Below are 15,304 nucleotides of genomic sequence, written 5' to 3' on the forward strand. Positions count from 1 at the left end.
CTTTGGTCTAGTAGCAGGGGCCTATGCCAGACAAAGCGGGTTCGATCGATTGTTCATTTCGAAATGTATCCTAGACAACAGTCTGTTTATTCCAAGTTTTTCAAAGGTAAGAGAGGAAAATATGCTTCACCATTGGATTCACCTGTCCAATCCTGTACAATGAATAACGATAAAAACAACGGTACATTAAGGATGGGTCAGCACGATGAGAATTATCATATCACCAGCCAAAAAGATGAAGGTCGATACCGATCTGATGACCAGCGCGCAGTTGCCGCGTTTTATAAACGAATCAGAACAGCTGTTGAGTGTACTTCAAAAGTTATCCTATGAGGAGCTCAAAGCGTTATGGAAGTGTAACGATGCAATCGCCGAACAGAACATGGAACGGATCCGTAAAATGAATGTAAAAGCCAATCTTACGCCAGCCATCTATGCCTATGAGGGCATACAGTATCAGTATATGGCAGCGGGTGTTTTTCAGGAGGAAGAACTGGCGTATCTGGAGCAGCATTTGCGTATACTATCCGGTTTTTATGGCATGTTGCGGCCTTTAGATGGGGTTACACCTTATCGGTTGGAGATGCAAGGCAAGCTGCAAGGTCCGGGTTACAGCTCGCTCTATCAATTCTGGGGCAGCAAGCTCGCAGATCAGCTTCAATCAGAGAGCAATTGTATTCTAAATTTGGCTTCCAAAGAGTACAGCAAAAACATCACTCCTTTTCTTAACGAGGAAACCCGATTTATCAATTGTGTATTTGGACAAATGGTCAATGGGAAGATGGTTGAGAAGGCAACCCGGGCGAAAATGGCTAGAGGTGAGATGGTGCGATATATGGCAGAGCGTAAGATTACAGATGTGCAGGAGATTAGAAACTTTGATCGGTTAGATTTTGTTTTCTCCAAAGAGAAGTCGGATGAGAGTAATTATGTATTTATATATCCACAAGGGAAATAGGGGAATTCAAACTTATTATTAAAATAAGTGCTAGTTAGCAAGCCAGCTCTTCTTATGGGCTGGTTTTGTTTTGATATTGATTTCAGAATCACAGCTGTGGCATAGTGTGCACAGTAACTCAAAAATCCCCTTCACCAACACCAGCAATTCGGCTGGCATAGTGAAGGGGTTCGTCTTTAAACCGTTACATTTTACTTGAATGGGCACTTCACACACATGTTGTACTCTAACTTAAAACTACGTTACCACCTATCTCGCGCCAATATTTGTACCTGATGGGGTACCTGAGCCAATCAGATCACTGCCTGCAGCAAGTTTCAGGAAATTACCCAGTACTGGCGTCCCATCGCTGCTGCGAGTTACAGATGGTACAAGGGAGACAAAGTCGTCTGCACTCGCGAACAGGCCTTTGTCATTTACGCTCTTTTTGTTTTTCCACCAGACGTTGGTGCTGCTGACGTCCGTTCCGCTTGTTTTGTCACTTGCCCCGCCTTGGAAGGACAGGTTGTTGGTGAAAAGATGGGTGCCTACATCGAAGGCAAAATTGCTTTGGCCGTTGTTCCAGGACGTGTTGTTTTTCATCTGAATGGAACCGGGATTACTGTTGTACGTGAAGCCATGTTTTTTATTATTAAAGGCAATGCTGTTTTCCACAATATGATTCACGGCAATTTTCTCGCCGCCCAGCTTGAAGCCGTTGCCATCACTGTTGGAGGTGGAGGTACCATCTGATGTTGCGCCGTTGGCATAAGCTATGCTGTTACGGATCGTTACGGCGCCAATAGCCCCCGTATCCGTTTTGCTGTAGAGATCCCAGCCATCGTCCACATTATAGGCAGCGATACATGCGTCGAACAGGTTGCCGGGGCCCACCGTTAATTTAGCAGCAAAGCCGTCTGCATCCTCGCCATCGTCCGGATCATAGTTGTTATGGGAATAGGAGCGAATGATTTCATTGTAGGCTGGCCATTCACTCTTGGCAGCAGTGGAGGCATAACGACCCAGCTGAATGCCGGTATCGCGATTATGATGAGCTTCAATCTGTTCCAGGCGATTGTAGCTACCACCGATAAATATTCCGTTATCGCCTGCGCCTTTCACTTCAAGCCCTTTAACCAACCAATAATCCCCGAACATCTGCAAACCCCGATTGGTGGATGAGAAAGCTTGGGCGGAGAAATCGAAGACAGGCTTTTCCGTTCCGTAAGCGACCAGATTTTTGCGCTGTCCAGATGTGCCGCTGTTGCCTCGCTCAATCGTAACGGTTTCGGAGAAATTATAGGTTCCGCCGCGCAGAAAAATGGTTTTTCCCGGAGCGATTTGGGTTAGTGCATTCGTAAGTGTAGTTGGACTTGCCAGCGTTCCTGGATTGTTTGCTGATCCGTTAGGAGCGACATATAAATCACCAGCAGCGAGTGCAGCAGGAGTTGTTGCGGCTGACTGTTCAGACGAATTTTGCACACTGCTCTCCGTAAGTTCCACCGCACCTGCTAATCCACCACCTAATAGCATTAGAGGAAAAGCGGTACTCAAACACAGATAAGCCATTTTCGATTTCCATGAACGTTCAGAGCGTACAGATGGATAAGTAGAAACAGAAGGGAACCATTTCATTGTGAAACCTCCTTGGTTAATGGGATTGTCATTTCGGTAAGGCACAGGTTCATCGTAAAACGTGTAAGCGTTATCAACAATAATCATTTCATTGGGTCACCTGTACAAGCCGGTATGTCAGATGTCGAGGTCACAAGTGCTGCTATTTAAAAAGTGATGCATAATCCTTACATTGGCTGATCGCCTTCATTTAACGAGCAATCGTCTGAAATGAACGCGGGGGAGGGGTCAACAGGATGACAAAATGGCATGAAAACAAGGTTGATCCACCGCAATGAACCTCGACTACATTAAACTTGGAAAGGTGAGACATGATTGGAAAAATATTTGTCCATGGGTATAACTCAAAAAGCCCCGATAGCAGCTGCTTTAGGCAGATGGACTATTGGGGCACTGGCTATATCGCGTCAAGATCGAAGTTAAAACTCGATACGGTACTACGTGTTAATCTCTTCTTTTACCAGCTGTCCTTGTTTCGACTTTTAGTAGGGATCAGCTTCATGACTGCGACGGGATGCTTCTTCCGCGCTTGGTTCATGTTTCGGCTGAACCGTGGCACTGTCATCCGTCGGCACAGACGCCAGTCCTTCAGCTACACGACGACCGTAGTCGGCATCGGCCTGAGTGAAGTGTGAGATCATGCGTTCACGAATGTCCGGTTTACATTTGGAGAGTGCACCAACCAGGTTGCTGACCAGTTCCTCTCGCTCCCAATCTTCAAACGCCCGGTATGTATCACCGGCTTGACCGAAGTCGTTAGGACGAGGAATTTTCTCCCGAACCAGACGACCTTCAATAAGAGGTTCATGCTCCTTGCCGCGTGGAGCCGCTTCGGACAGACCACCCAGAGAAGAAGGCTCGTAGTTCACATGCGGGTTCTGTCCTGGCGCACGATCAACCTTGTACTGCATCTGACCACCGCTTTGGTTGGTAGCTACGCGATTTTTGGGAGCATTCACAGGCAGCTGCAGATAGTTCGCTCCAACCCGGTGACGTTGGGTATCCGAGTAGGAGAAGGTACGCCCTTGCAGCAATTTGTCATCCGAGAAATCGAGCCCATCCACGAGAACCCCTGTGCCAAAAGCAGCTTGTTCCACTTCGTTAAAGTAATCCTCAGGATTGCGGTTCAAGGTCATTTTTCCAACAGGCAAAAACGGAAATTGCTCTGGCGGCCACAGCTTGGTCGGATCGAGTGGATCGAAGTCCAGCTCTGGATGTTCGCCGTCTTCCATGATCTGAACACACAGTTCCCATTCCGGGTAATCGCCTTGTTCAATCGCATGATACAGATCCAGGGTGGCATGGTTGAATTCCTGTCCCTGAATCTCGCTCGCGTCTTTTTGCAGCAGGTTCCGTATGCCTTGCTTCAGGGGTTCCCAGTGATATTTAATGAGCACGCCCGTGCCTTCTTGGTTTACCCATTTGTATGTATTGACGCCCGATCCCTGCATTTGACGATAATTGGCCGGTATTCCCCATGGAGAGAAGAGGAACGTAATCATATGGGTAGCTTCAGGACTAAGCGAAACGAAGTCGAAAAACCGCTCCATGTCCTGTGCGTTGGTCAACGGATCCGGTTTGAAGGCATGTACCATATCCGGGAATTTCAGCGGGTCACGAATAAAAAAGATTTTCAGGTTGTTGCCAACGAGATCCCAGTTGCCGTCTTCGGTATAAAATTTTACAGCGAAGCCGCGCGGGTCACGGAGGGTCTCTGGTGAATGCCCACCATGGATTACCGTGGAGAAACGGACGAACACAGGGGTTTCTTTGCCTTTCTCCTGAAACAGACGAGCACGTGTATATTTGGATACAGGCTCATCACCGGCTGTTCCGTATGCTTCGAATATGCCATGAGCACCAGCACCGCGTGCATGCACAACCCGCTCAGGAATACGTTCGCGGTCAAAATGCGTAATCTTTTCGAGAAAATGATAATTCTCCAGCGTAGTCGGTCCCCGGCTGCCGACGGTTCGGACATTCTGATTGTCCGTGATGGGATGGCCCTGACGATCCGTTAAAGTCTCTGGAGACGTGTCTGGGGAATGCTCTGAGTGTGAAGAATGATGATTCATGGAGCACCGCCTTTCCTTTTGATGGATTCGAATATATATTTTCCCTGGATCCTTGTTCTATACATTCCTTGTGGTAAAAAAAGCTTGTCACTTACCTCATGGCGTGAGATAATTAACTTTTGCCCAGCGGCCTTTTTTGAACGGAAAATGTTAAGGACCGCTTGTATAAGAATGGAGGCTGACCAAGGATTGTCTACACAACGTTATCCTTTTGCATATGACCCGGCAGAACCCTTTGTATCCCGTTTGGGGGAATGGGTGGCCGATGTTTTTTACGATATTTTGCCTGAGTCCGGCTTCGAGGTACGGGATGAACAGATTTTTATGGCGTACCAGCTCGAACGGGCCTATGGAGATAAAAAGACCATTATGGCTGAGGCCGGTGTGGGGACAGGCAAGACGTTAGTCTACCTGCTCTATGCGGTCTGTTATGCACGTTATACGGGCAAACCGGCAGTGATTGCCTGCGCCGATGAGTCATTGATTGAACAATTGGTGAAGCCGGGCGGAGATATTGCGAAGCTGGCTGAACATCTGGATCTTCAGGTGGACGCTCGCCTTGGTAAATCACCAGATCAATACATTTGTTTGAACAAATTAAGTGCGGTGCGATTCGCGGATGAGGATGCACCTGTCATTGAAGAAGTGCATGAGAGCCTGCCCGATTTCGTGAATACACCCGGAACGCTTCAGGCTTTCCATCCCTATGGTGACCGCAAACAGTATCCGCATTTGAACGATCGCCAGTGGAACAAAATCAACTGGGACCCATTCCAGGACTGCTTTGTTTGTCCAAAAAGACAGCGCTGCGGCCTGACGCTATCGCGTGATCACTATCGCCGCTCCAAGGATATCATCATCTGTTCCCATGACTACTACATGGAGCATGTGTGGACCTATGAGGCCCGCAAACGCGAGGGACAGCTGCCGCTGCTGCCTGATCACAGCTCGGTTGTCTTTGATGAAGGGCATTTGCTGGAAGAGGCCGCGCTGAACGCACTCAGCTACAAACTGAAACACCGCATCTTCGAGGAACTTGTAACCCGGCTTTTGGAAGGGGAGATTCGCGAAACCCTTGCAGAACGTGTGGACGAAGCCATTGAGAGCAGTGAGCGACTGTTTAGACTGCTGGATACGTATACGGTGGCGATTCCAGGCTCAGAACGGAAGGAAGTTCGGGTTGAAGCGCCGCTGCTGCGTGAAATTGAACGTCTGACCAGTGTGCTGGATGCAATTGGGGAAGAGCTGGTATTCGAGAGCGGATTGTTCTCGCTGGATGGGTATCAGATGCGGGTAGTGGAAGAACATCTGGATATGATCCAGACGGCATTGTCTCTGTTCCGCAAGGAAGATGGCTACATCTGCTGGGCGGAAGAGAATGAGGACGAGACGACGCTGTCCATCATGCCTCGCACGGTAAAAGAAATCCTGAACGAGCGCGTATTCAATACCGGGATTCCAATTGTATTTTCGTCTGCAACCTTGTCTGTGGACAATTCCTTCCGTTATGTGGCAGACAGTCTGGGGATTGATGATTTTGTATCATTCTCGGTTGCTTCTCCATATGACTATGCGGATAAAATGCAGATGAAGATTACAGATCAAGCTGTACCAGGTCACCCGGAGAACGAAAATCGGATGCGAGATGCTGTGTCGATGCTTCAGGAAAGTGGCGGCCGTGCACTTATTCTGTTCCGTACCATGGAAGAGCTGCGAACGTTTAAACAGGACATCATTCATGTTCCGGAAGCGCAGGGACTGCGATTCATGTACGAAGGTGACCGGGAGATCAGTGATCTGATTGCTGCGTTCCAGCAGGATGAGGAGAGTGTGCTGTGCTCCGTCAATCTGTGGGAGGGACTGGACGTTCCGGGCCCTTCATTATCCAATGTCATGATCTGGTCGCTTCCGTATCCTCCGCAGGATCCTGTATTTAATGCTAAACGCAGTGCATCGGCAGCACCATACGAAGAGATTGATCTTCCATACATGCTGCTGCGCGTGAAGCAAGGCCTGGGGCGTTTGATTCGCACAAGCAGTGACTCGGGTTCTGCAGTCATTCTCGATGAATCGCTGTATACCAAAAAGGAAGCCAAAGACCGCATTGCGGCTCTGCTTCCCAAAGGTGTGGAATGGACCACGTTGACACACTGATTGGTTTACGTTAGATGTTTTAGAATAGTTTCTTAACGAATTAAGTTCTTGTTTTCTGCGGATGAATTATCTGTAGGTGAGCAAGAGCTTATTTTGTTTTTGATATGATATTGAGGGTGCCTGAAGTGGAGTTTCCCTTACTCCTAGCTAAGCGTGTATCAAGGTTCGTGGAGCAAGTGAACGCGAGTAGGCTGCCCTCGGTCAACATGATGACTTAAGGGGCAGCCTTTTTTGGGAGTACAGTTCTAGAAGTGTTAAAAAATACCCATGCTCAAATACCGTTCCCCGGTATCCGGCGCAATACAGAGCACTCGGTGGCCCGGTCCCAATTCCCGCGCAATGCGCAGTGCGGCCCAGGCCGAAGCACCAGATGAAGGGCCGAGCAGCAGCCCTTCCCGGGCAGCAAGCTGCCGCATGGTATCCAGTGCATCCTCATCGGACACCTGGATAATGGAATCCCACACGTCGGTATTCAGAATGTCCGGTATGAACCCCGGACTTGTACCGACGAGCTTGTGGGGACCGGGCTCGCCGCCGGATAGCACGGGTGAACCTTTGGGCTCCACCGCATAGATCCGGATATCCGGCAGATGCTTGCGCAGCTCTTCCCCCGTACCGGTAATGGTGCCGCCTGTGCCCGCGGTTGCAATGAAGGCATCCAGCTTGCCCTCCATCTGCTGCATAATCTCGGGAGCAGTGGTAACCCGGTGAATGTCCGGATTGGCCTGATTTTCGAATTGCTGAGGAATGAAGCTTCCCGGAATGTCAGCATGAAGCTCTTTCGCTTTGCGGATGGCCCCGGGCATCCGTTCAGCCGCAGGAGTGAGCACGACGTCTGCGCCATAGGCTTTCAGAATGTTGATGCGCTCCTTGGACATATTGTCCGGCATGACGAGAATGGCCTTATATCCTTTGGCGGCTGCATTCATGGCCAGACCGATGCCGGTATTGCCGCTGGTCGGCTCAATGATGGTTGCTCCGGGAAGCAGCAGCCCAGCTCGTTCAGCCTGCACGATCAGATTGTAAGCAGCACGGTCCTTGACACTGCCGCTTGGATTGAAATACTCCAGTTTGACATATACGTCAGCAGAGTCGCTGCCTGTAAGCCTGTTGAGCCTTACAGCCGGCGTCTGTCCGATCAACTCGGTGACATCTGCGGCAATGCCTGTATATCTGGTGGATGGTTGGTTACCCGAATTTGAATTCATGAAGTACAACTCCTTGAGTAATGAGACGTCTGAGGGAATTTCTAATCATAGAGTCTGTTCGCCTTATATAGACGGCAGGCTTTTTTGTTTTAGGGGAAATTCATTTCACGTCTAATATAAGTTCATCGTTGATAACGTTAACGTTCCATTCCATCTTAATGAACCCGGCTACTCAGGGTCAACCTGTATTCCAGTTCAAGCTACAAGCGCTGCGTCAGATCAATATGCAGATGTCGACTGAGTTCTTGCTTGACTTCATTACGTGCGAACGTCCAGAGCATGTAGAACCGCTGCCAATACCCCCTGCACAGGTAGAGCGTTTCGATGCCTTCCTGTTCACGTTTCTCCTCAAGAATTTTGACACCACGTTTTCGCATCTGCTGCCGAACTGCCAGCATTTCTTGAAGTATCTCATTTTGAATGCGGGTCAGGGACAGGACGTATACCTCAGGCATTTTCAGCAGAAGTGTATCCAGGGTGTGAATATCCCGTTCAAGCACATCCAGCAGCAGGGTACGTACAACAAGGCTTTTAACCAATCGGTGGTCTTCATCCGTAGGGGATGGGGCGGAAGAGGAGGATGGCATACATTCACTTCCTTAACCTTGAATTCGAACATATATATTTACAGAACAAGTGTTCCTATATTATAATCAATATATGCAATGATGATACGGAATACAACAAGAAAAAATTGGGATTGGGCTATTCAGCAGGACCATGTACATCAATTAAGGGATAGATGATCAGGACAAGCATATTCCAAATTTTTGGTATAATTTCTGGGTTTTGCAGGAAACCTAAGAGCGTAAGAAATGGCCTAATGCAATTGCAGGACTGGATTCTTAAGCTTTCCGAGGTTAGTGGGGAGAGGGAAGTCGATTGGTTTTCTTGCGGGAGTATGGTCAACAAAAAAGCCCCTGCCTTGGGCGGCGGGGCCTGTGAAGTACTGCCGGTTCAGCGGCAGATCGAGAACATTGCATAGAAAGTTAAGCTAAATATTGAGGTTTCTCGTACAAAGCTTCTTTTTCCAGGATGACCTTATAAGGTCGTTCCTTTCCCTTAAGCGAGGGGCCGATCGTAATTAGCGGGACGGCCGGTTTGTGGAAACGATCTTCTTCCTTAGGTTCCGGAACCGGTCGTGATGATTCAGGCGCAGAACTGAGGCGTACCTTTTTTTCGCTGCCCCAGCGCTTGCTTATTTTTTTCATTTCCGGTTTCATTCCGGTTCGCCTCCTAACAAATCGTTGATGGCGTTAAACAGTTGACGATTCTGTAGGTCAATCTGTTGAAATACCGCCTCATCCGCTTCTATATGTCCAATAATATGAACCGTAATCACATACCTCTTGGCTACAGGATAGCATAGCAGATATTCTTTCTCAAGGTAATCGTCATACAGGTTAATCTTGATTTTATTTTCACGGTAAGAATCAATGACCAGGATGCGCTTTGGGTCATCCGGCTCTTTGTCGTCATTGGCAGACAACTCATATTTTCTCCCCGGTTCCCCTACATTACCACATAATTGCTCGATATAACCACTGTCATCTGTACGGTATATGGCTGTTCCACGTACTGCGAATGGAGGATGGGACACAAATGCCGTACGGAGGGCATCACTCATTCGGTCGAGCATGAGGGCATCGGCTTTGCGAACCCGAAGCAACTCTCTGAAGAACCTCAGAAGCTTGAGCAGTTGCAACCGTGCCTCTCCTTCAGTCACTTTATGCTGATTGATGATTTTCTCCAATTCAGGATCTACCCATCGTCCTTGTTCTTCTATACTGTCAGCGATTTTGGAACATGCAACCGAGACAGCTGGCGCCCACTTGCCATCAGAACGAATCTCATAGACCAGTGGGTTCAAACCAAGCAGATCGGTAGGCATACGCAATCCCTCGATTTTTGCAGCATCCTTGATGTCCGTAATATCCTCCGGAAGAATGAAAAAAATACGCTTTCGTCCCAGACGGCCCATAAACAAACCCATTTCCAGCATTGTATTATCCCGGACAGATGCATAGTACTTCCCGCGAATTTTGGATATATCATCTGGATGAAAAATAAAAATGGCAAAGTCCGTCGTGCGCACCTCTGTTTCCAGATCGTCCATCGTATAGCTGCTTGGATTGAAAACACCGGAGTACCAAGGAGTAACTTCGGCTGAGAAACGCAAATTTTCGTGTACTGCGGCTGCAATCGGCTTCGCTTCCAGCGAGCAGCCAATAAAGACTCTTGGCTTCAACGTTTTCATCAATCCGCCTCGCTTAAACGGTAGTGGGAATCAATTGTTATATTATACCATAAACAGCAGAGTAAGTCTGGAAAACGTACACGCCGGTGAAGAATAAGCCGATTTTCGTTTGCTATAGTGTATGTGAAAGCTCCCGATGATTCCTTCAAAATTCGCACAAAAATAAAAAATGGCCCCAAATTGTCACAGTTGGGTGACTGGACAGTTATATTCGCAGTCATCGGTCATAGAATGAAGGAGCAGGTTGCACCATTAGTAAGCATTGATTGTCCTGGTGTGGCTGTTTGACTGCTGGAGCCGCCCAGAGCATGCTTTATGCGCATTTTTGAAGGGTCTGCTGTTTAGACCCGTCCACGTCGGTGTTATATAATAGAAGAACAAGCAAGTTAGCTATAGGAGTTTAGACTGGATAAAAGAATTTACATGGTTTTATCAGACGGTCATTTACACGGAACGAAGAGTGCAGAACCCATCTGGAGAAGCGAAGCGCTCGCGTTTATTACTGGATTTTCCCTTTGGAAGGGAATCAAAAAATCCAGGAATAATAGCGATCGGAAGAGGGTACTGCAATCGTAGTGCTTAAGTGTAAATTTCATGAGTCAAACGTGTGATGTTCACCAGTTTAATTGAAATAGCTAACCACAAACAGACAGAAAGGATCAGGATACCATGAGTTCCCGAAGGACAATCTCCCCAAGGACGATCTGGAAACGTTACGATCTCTCATACACTTAGCGCCCCTTGTAGAGTAAACCAACCGTATTCAAAAAAACGGCTGACTCTGCGAAAGAGGGGATTGGAATGAATATTCGAAGGACAAATACGATGATTTCTTCCAGGCTTGCCTTTTGCAGGGTACGGTCGGTCTAAAAACCAACCTACAAACTGCGAGGGAACCTGAATGAAGAGAACATCGTTAACGAAACAACACATTAAGGCTGAGGCGGGAAAACTCGCCATCATGCTGCTCGGTACTTTTATTTTGGCATTTGCCTACTATCACATTAATTTTCAGAATCATTTATCGGAGGGCGGATTTGTCGGTCTGGCCCTGCTGGGAAAATACGCGACGGGATTATCGCCTGCCATCGGCATGCTGTTACTCGACATCCCGGTCATGATCCTGGCTTGGTTCATCAAGGGCTGGAAGTTCATGATTCAGGCGCTGATTGGCGTGGGCGCATTCTCCCTGTTCTATGACGGCTTTGAGCGATACTCCACATTGCAGATGTCATTCAACGGAAACCTGTGGATTCCGGCAGTCCTATCCGGCGTATTGACGGGTGTCGGGGCTGGGATCGTGCTCCGATTCGGCGGAGCGACAGGCGGAGATGATATTCTCGCCGTGCTCGTTAGCCGCTGGAAGGGATGGAAACTGGGAACAGTTTTCTTTGTTAGCGATGCGTTTGTACTGGGCTTATCCCTTTTCTTTCTTCCGGTAAAAGAAACTTTATATACCATTCTGGCCGTGTGGATTGCCAGCAAAGTCATTACGTACGTGGTCAGTGTTCCGGTACGCCGGACCGTTACGACCTCAGCTGTGAAGGTATCCATGCCTTCGGCAGCCAAGGCGGTGACTACCCCTGCACCACGGACTTCGGTGGCGAGAGGAGTAACACATTAAATGAAATGTACCAAAAAGTCCTTTTGACTGCCTGAGCGGCGGTGAAAAGGACTTTTTTTGATGCTTTTCTACGTTGGAAAGTTATTCTTCAATACGAGATCAGAGCAATTCATAAATCTGTCAGGGTTTGATGGAAGAAGCGATCTGTCCATCCTGGTTATGAATTATGGCTCGAATATTCTGCTCGTCGCTGATTTCCTTGGCGGCATCCACCGCTTCAGATTTGGTATCAAACGTGGATACATATTGGGATTCGCCTTCTTCCTTAATGGCCCAGCCGGAATCCGTGGGTACGACGTGAATATTGTCATGGCTTTTGGAAGAAGAGACGGGTTCCGAATGGCGACGTTTAGAAGTAGAGCCGCTATTACCAGATGATTGGCCCGAATCCGTTGGACCCGTTGCAGGGTGATTCTCATCCCATTCTTCGGCTTTGGCAGTGGCTATAGCTATTGCGCGTCCTTCCTCATACCCGTCATCCAGCAGGGCATTAGCGATTTCAATCGCTTTATGTCGGATACGGGGCTCCAGATTTTTCATGGATACCGGATAATCATTTTTATTCCAAGGCATGCCTGAATCCCTCCTGTTTAGTAATAATGGTTAGTTGTATATTACCCTGTGGAAGAAGGGATAAACGACAAAATGGACAGGCTGTGAAGGGGGAATGATCTGTTATATAGGGATGGCTTTCCTATACTTTTGCAAGCTGGAGGGGTATAATGCTGTCACATGTACAAAAAAGTCCAATAACAGGAAGATAAAGGAGTACAATCATAATGTTCAGTCTGAGTCTGGCTATTCCGATGCTGTTTACCATGCTTATTCATGCTGCAGACAGCCTGTCTTATGCGCTTCGTCTTGGCGGGCTAAGAACCCGCAGAATTGCGCTGGCCCTTTCCTTGTCGGGGATTCTGCTGCTGGTATCGCGTACATCCAACATGGCCCAAGGACCGATGGTAGGGAATCTCGTGGATACCGCAACAAGTGGAGGGAACTCACATTTTGCCGTGCAGCTGCACTGGCTAATGGGGGCAGCGACAGCAGGAACCGCAATCGCCATATTGTGTTTTCCAACGATGGTGAAGCTTGCGTCGAGAATGGTTGTGCATTTTGAAGCAGCGGGGTCCATTCCGGCGATGGTACGCGGGATGCTGAACGGCAATAAAATCAGAAATGCAACCTATTATATTACGCCACCTTCTTGGAAGATGGCTAAGCGATTAGTGCAGCATGGAATGCCAAGACGTTTGATGACGCTAAATGTAGCGGTGACAGCCATTTATACAACTGGCGTATTATCCAGTTTGTACGCAGCGTACCTGTATCCAGGGCAGGCAGTTGCTGCCTCTCAATCGACAGGGCTAATTAACGGAATTGCGACCATTTTGCTGACAATCCTGATCGATCCGCGAATATCCCTGCTCAGTGACAAATCCCTGCGAGGCGAAATCCGTTTGGACCGAATGAATCAGATTTATGGCTGCATGCTGGTATCCCGTTTATTCGGCACGCTTGTGGCCCAGCTGCTGCTCATTCCATTTGCATACTGGATCGGCTGGGTCGTCAGCTGGATGTGAAGAAGTAAATGAAACAGGACATCAGGGAGAAACATTGCGCAGAACACGTTAATCCTCTGTTGTCCTGTATTTGCGCATGTGAACCCATTCGATAAAAGGCAGCGTAATCATGGAAAGTCCAAGCAACGATAATAGCAGGAGGCTTGGCTCTTGATGGACCCATTGATCTATGCCAACTGCCACCAGGATAAACAGGGTCAGTACAAAATATCCTACCTTCGAGCTCTGCTCCGTAATGCGTCTGCCCAGCTCTTCGTCCTCGCGCACCCCATCCTGATCTTCTTTGGTGCCCCAAGTCAGGGCCGACAGGAAAAGGATCGTAACCGCACCAAGTGAAGCAATATCATTCAATCCAATGTCCTTTCCTGTTGCAGTACGATAAATAACGGTAGCAAGCACAATGAATGCTGCAGCACCTGTAAGGGTCATTTTCCAATGCTTGATTTTCATTCTGAGATCTTCCTTTCGTACTGAAATAACTGCTCGATTGTGACCTTAAGCGCCTCGGAAATGGCAAAGGCGAGCGGGAGGCTGGGGTCGTATTTGTCATTCTCTATGGCGTTAATGGTTTGTCTGCTGACGTCGCACAACTCGGCGAGTTTGCCCTGGGATATGCCCAGCTCTTCACGCAGCAGCTTAATGCGGTTTTGCATGAATCAACCTCTTTTCGTGCCCTTAGGTTGTAAAGAACTCTTTACAGCTGTATTGTAAATGGAAAAAAGTGTAGGTGTCAAGAACTCTTTACAGGTCGTATCTGATTCGAATAGGAACATGAAAAAAGCAGGAGCAACGGTGATAACCCGCTGCTCCTGCTTTTTTTGATTGTGTTTTGGTTCCGTGATCAGGCAGTCGTATTCAATTTATTGGAAGAGGACAGCATACTCGCCGTATCCCTCTTTTTGCAAGTCTTCCTTCGGTACGAAGCGAAGAGCGGCGGAGTTAATGCAGTAACGCATTCCACCCGCTTCGACAGGACCGTCGTTAAACAGGTGACCCAGATGGGAATCCCCTTCACGGCTTCTGACTTCGGTACGAATCATGAAATGGCTGAGATCCGTTTTTTCCTTCACGTTGTAATCACGGAGTGGACGCGTGAAGCTAGGCCAACCGCAACCGGAGTCGTACTTGTCCGTTGAACTGAAGAGAGGCTCGCCAGAGACGATATCCACATAGATTCCGTCTCCGTGATGATCCCAGAACTCGTTGTGGAACGCAGGTTCCGTTGCGTTATTCTGGGTCACTTCGAATTGCAGTGGAGTCAGGCGCTCTTTCAGATTGCTTTTATCCACATTGCCGGACCAGTTGCGCTCGATAAAATCTTCGCGCCCGGAACCTTTACGATACCGTTTATAGTGGGCCGGATTTTTGTGGTGGTAGTCCTGATGATGTTCTTCGGCCTCATAGAATGGTTTGGCAGGCAAAATGGGTGTGAAGATTGGCTTGTCAAACCGTCCGCTCTGCTCCAGAGCTGCCTTGGAAGCTTCTGCAATCTGACGTTGTTCTTCGCTGTGGTAGAAGATAGCCGTCTGGTAAGAAGATCCGCGGTCATGAAATTGTCCACCCGTATCCGTCGGATCGATCTGCTGCCAGAATAATTCGACGAGCTTCTCATAAGGGAAGATGGCAGGGTCGAACGTAATTTGAACGGCCTCTACATGTCCGGTCGTTTCGGAACAGACTTCCTCATATGTGGGATTCTCGGTATGTCCTCCTGTATAACCCGATACGATCTTATGGATTCCGGGCAGTTCCTCAAAGGGGGATACCATACACCAGAAGCATCCGCCTGCAAATGTTGCTTTTTCGCTTGTATGTTGTTCCATGCTATAGTCAC

General features: G+C 48.3%; 15 protein-coding genes. 5 read left to right on the forward strand and 10 right to left on the reverse strand.

All coding sequences use genetic code 11. The features are described 5' to 3' along the window. Positions 1–205 precede the first annotated feature (205 nt). The gene (gene yaaA / locus MH144_RS12885) at positions 206–958 is read left to right on the forward strand and encodes a peroxide stress protein YaaA (protein ID WP_239300346.1); all 753 of its coding nucleotides are present in this window, start codon (positions 206–208) and stop codon (positions 956–958) included. A gap of 249 nt (positions 959–1,207) precedes the next feature. Here the strand turns inward: yaaA and MH144_RS12890 are convergent, their stop codons facing one another. Both MH144_RS12890 and MH144_RS12895 read right to left on the reverse strand, forming a co-directional pair. Next, positions 1,208–2,470, reverse strand: a complete 1,263-nt coding sequence (locus tag MH144_RS12890) for a right-handed parallel beta-helix repeat-containing protein (protein ID WP_239300686.1) — start codon at positions 2,468–2,470, stop codon at positions 1,208–1,210. A 584-nt stretch (positions 2,471–3,054) separates the two neighbouring features. Next, positions 3,055–4,647, reverse strand: coding sequence for a catalase (locus MH144_RS12895; protein WP_239300348.1), 1,593 nt, complete (start codon positions 4,645–4,647; stop codon positions 3,055–3,057). A 171-nt stretch (positions 4,648–4,818) separates the two neighbouring features. Here MH144_RS12895 and MH144_RS12900 point away from each other — a divergent pair, with 171 nt between their 5' ends. After that, the gene (locus MH144_RS12900; protein WP_239300350.1) at positions 4,819–6,801 is read left to right on the forward strand and encodes an ATP-dependent DNA helicase; all 1,983 of its coding nucleotides are present in this window, start codon (positions 4,819–4,821) and stop codon (positions 6,799–6,801) included. Between the two features lie 254 nt (positions 6,802–7,055). Here the strand turns inward: MH144_RS12900 and cysK are convergent, their stop codons facing one another. Further along, positions 7,056–8,009, reverse strand: coding sequence for a cysteine synthase A (gene cysK, locus MH144_RS12905; protein WP_239300352.1), 954 nt, complete (start codon positions 8,007–8,009; stop codon positions 7,056–7,058). A 200-nt stretch (positions 8,010–8,209) separates the two neighbouring features. After that, the gene (locus MH144_RS12910) at positions 8,210–8,596 is read right to left on the reverse strand and encodes a YhjD family protein (RefSeq protein ID WP_239300354.1); all 387 of its coding nucleotides are present in this window, start codon (positions 8,594–8,596) and stop codon (positions 8,210–8,212) included. 242 nt (positions 8,597–8,838) lie between these two features. On the opposite strand from MH144_RS12910, the gene MH144_RS12915 reads away from it, so the two are divergent. Beyond that, positions 8,839–8,994, forward strand: coding sequence for a hypothetical protein (locus tag MH144_RS12915; RefSeq protein WP_239300356.1), 156 nt, complete (start codon positions 8,839–8,841; stop codon positions 8,992–8,994). Between the two features lie 4 nt (positions 8,995–8,998). On the opposite strand, the gene MH144_RS12920 is transcribed toward MH144_RS12915, so the two are convergent. Together MH144_RS12920 and MH144_RS12925 are read right to left on the reverse strand one after the other, a co-directional pair. Further along, on the reverse strand, positions 8,999–9,232 hold the full coding sequence (locus MH144_RS12920; RefSeq protein WP_095290332.1) for a hypothetical protein: 234 nt from the start codon (positions 9,230–9,232) through the stop codon (positions 8,999–9,001). Continuing rightward, positions 9,229–10,266: a nucleotide-binding protein gene (locus MH144_RS12925; RefSeq protein ID WP_239300358.1), complete on the reverse strand. Its 1,038-nt coding sequence runs from the start codon at positions 10,264–10,266 to the stop codon at positions 9,229–9,231. The genes MH144_RS12920 and MH144_RS12925 overlap by 4 nt, the downstream gene beginning before the upstream one ends. Before the next feature lie 901 nt (positions 10,267–11,167). Between MH144_RS12925 and MH144_RS12930 the strand changes: the two genes are divergently transcribed. After that, entirely contained in the window at positions 11,168–11,890 is a 723-nt protein-coding gene (locus tag MH144_RS12930) for a YitT family protein (RefSeq protein WP_239300360.1), read from the forward strand. Positions 11,891–12,010: 120 nt separating this feature from the next. Here MH144_RS12930 and MH144_RS12935 read toward each other — a convergent pair whose 3' ends face one another. After that, positions 12,011–12,463, reverse strand: a complete 453-nt coding sequence (locus MH144_RS12935; protein ID WP_239300362.1) for a DUF2188 domain-containing protein — start codon at positions 12,461–12,463, stop codon at positions 12,011–12,013. 206 nt (positions 12,464–12,669) lie between these two features. On the opposite strand from MH144_RS12935, the gene MH144_RS12940 reads away from it, so the two are divergent. Continuing rightward, a complete protein-coding gene (locus tag MH144_RS12940; protein ID WP_239300364.1) occupies positions 12,670–13,470 on the forward strand; it encodes a lipid II flippase family protein in 801 nt (266 codons plus the stop codon). A 48-nt stretch (positions 13,471–13,518) separates the two neighbouring features. Here MH144_RS12940 and MH144_RS12945 read toward each other — a convergent pair whose 3' ends face one another. The 3 genes from MH144_RS12945 to msrA form a co-directional block, all read right to left on the reverse strand. Further along, a complete protein-coding gene (locus MH144_RS12945) occupies positions 13,519–13,920 on the reverse strand; it encodes a hypothetical protein (RefSeq protein ID WP_239300366.1) in 402 nt (133 codons plus the stop codon). Continuing rightward, positions 13,917–14,123 carry a helix-turn-helix transcriptional regulator gene (locus MH144_RS12950; RefSeq protein WP_239300368.1) on the reverse strand — a complete coding sequence of 69 codons (207 nt, stop codon included), beginning with the start codon at positions 14,121–14,123 and terminating at the stop codon, positions 13,917–13,919. The genes MH144_RS12945 and MH144_RS12950 overlap by 4 nt, the downstream gene beginning before the upstream one ends. 207 nt (positions 14,124–14,330) lie before the next feature. Continuing rightward, complete coding sequence (msrA, locus tag MH144_RS12955) at positions 14,331–15,293, reverse strand: peptide-methionine (S)-S-oxide reductase MsrA (RefSeq protein ID WP_239300370.1); 963 nt, start codon at positions 15,291–15,293, stop codon at positions 14,331–14,333. Between the last annotated feature and the right edge of the window lie 11 nt (positions 15,294–15,304).

The sequence above is a fragment of the Paenibacillus sp. ACRRY genome (assembly GCF_022346995.1).
Lineage (GTDB): Bacteria > Bacillota > Bacilli > Paenibacillales > Paenibacillaceae > Paenibacillus.

Bases quoted from the DNA above. Each gene is read 5' to 3' on its own strand.
- yaaA (WP_239300346.1), top strand. From the start codon at position 206: ATGAGAATTATCATATCACCAGCCAAAAAGATGAAGGTCGATACCGAT.
- MH144_RS12890 (WP_239300686.1), bottom strand. From the start codon at position 2,470: ATGCTATTAGGTGGTGGATTAGCAGGTGCGGTGGAACTTACGGAGAGC.
- MH144_RS12895 (WP_239300348.1), bottom strand. From the start codon at position 4,647: ATGAATCATCATTCTTCACACTCAGAGCATTCCCCAGACACGTCTCCA.
- MH144_RS12900 (WP_239300350.1), top strand. From the start codon at position 4,819: ATGGAGGCTGACCAAGGATTGTCTACACAACGTTATCCTTTTGCATAT.
- cysK (WP_239300352.1), bottom strand. From the start codon at position 8,009: ATGAATTCAAATTCGGGTAACCAACCATCCACCAGATATACAGGCATT.
- MH144_RS12910 (WP_239300354.1), bottom strand. From the start codon at position 8,596: ATGCCATCCTCCTCTTCCGCCCCATCCCCTACGGATGAAGACCACCGA.
- MH144_RS12920 (WP_095290332.1), bottom strand. From the start codon at position 9,232: ATGAAACCGGAAATGAAAAAAATAAGCAAGCGCTGGGGCAGCGAAAAA.
- MH144_RS12925 (WP_239300358.1), bottom strand. From the start codon at position 10,266: ATGAAAACGTTGAAGCCAAGAGTCTTTATTGGCTGCTCGCTGGAAGCG.
- MH144_RS12930 (WP_239300360.1), top strand. From the start codon at position 11,168: ATGAAGAGAACATCGTTAACGAAACAACACATTAAGGCTGAGGCGGGA.
- MH144_RS12935 (WP_239300362.1), bottom strand. From the start codon at position 12,463: ATGCCTTGGAATAAAAATGATTATCCGGTATCCATGAAAAATCTGGAG.
- MH144_RS12940 (WP_239300364.1), top strand. From the start codon at position 12,670: ATGTTCAGTCTGAGTCTGGCTATTCCGATGCTGTTTACCATGCTTATT.
- MH144_RS12945 (WP_239300366.1), bottom strand. From the start codon at position 13,920: ATGAAAATCAAGCATTGGAAAATGACCCTTACAGGTGCTGCAGCATTC.
- MH144_RS12950 (WP_239300368.1), bottom strand. From the start codon at position 14,123: ATGCAAAACCGCATTAAGCTGCTGCGTGAAGAGCTGGGCATATCCCAG.
- msrA (WP_239300370.1), bottom strand. From the start codon at position 15,293: ATGGAACAACATACAAGCGAAAAAGCAACATTTGCAGGCGGATGCTTC.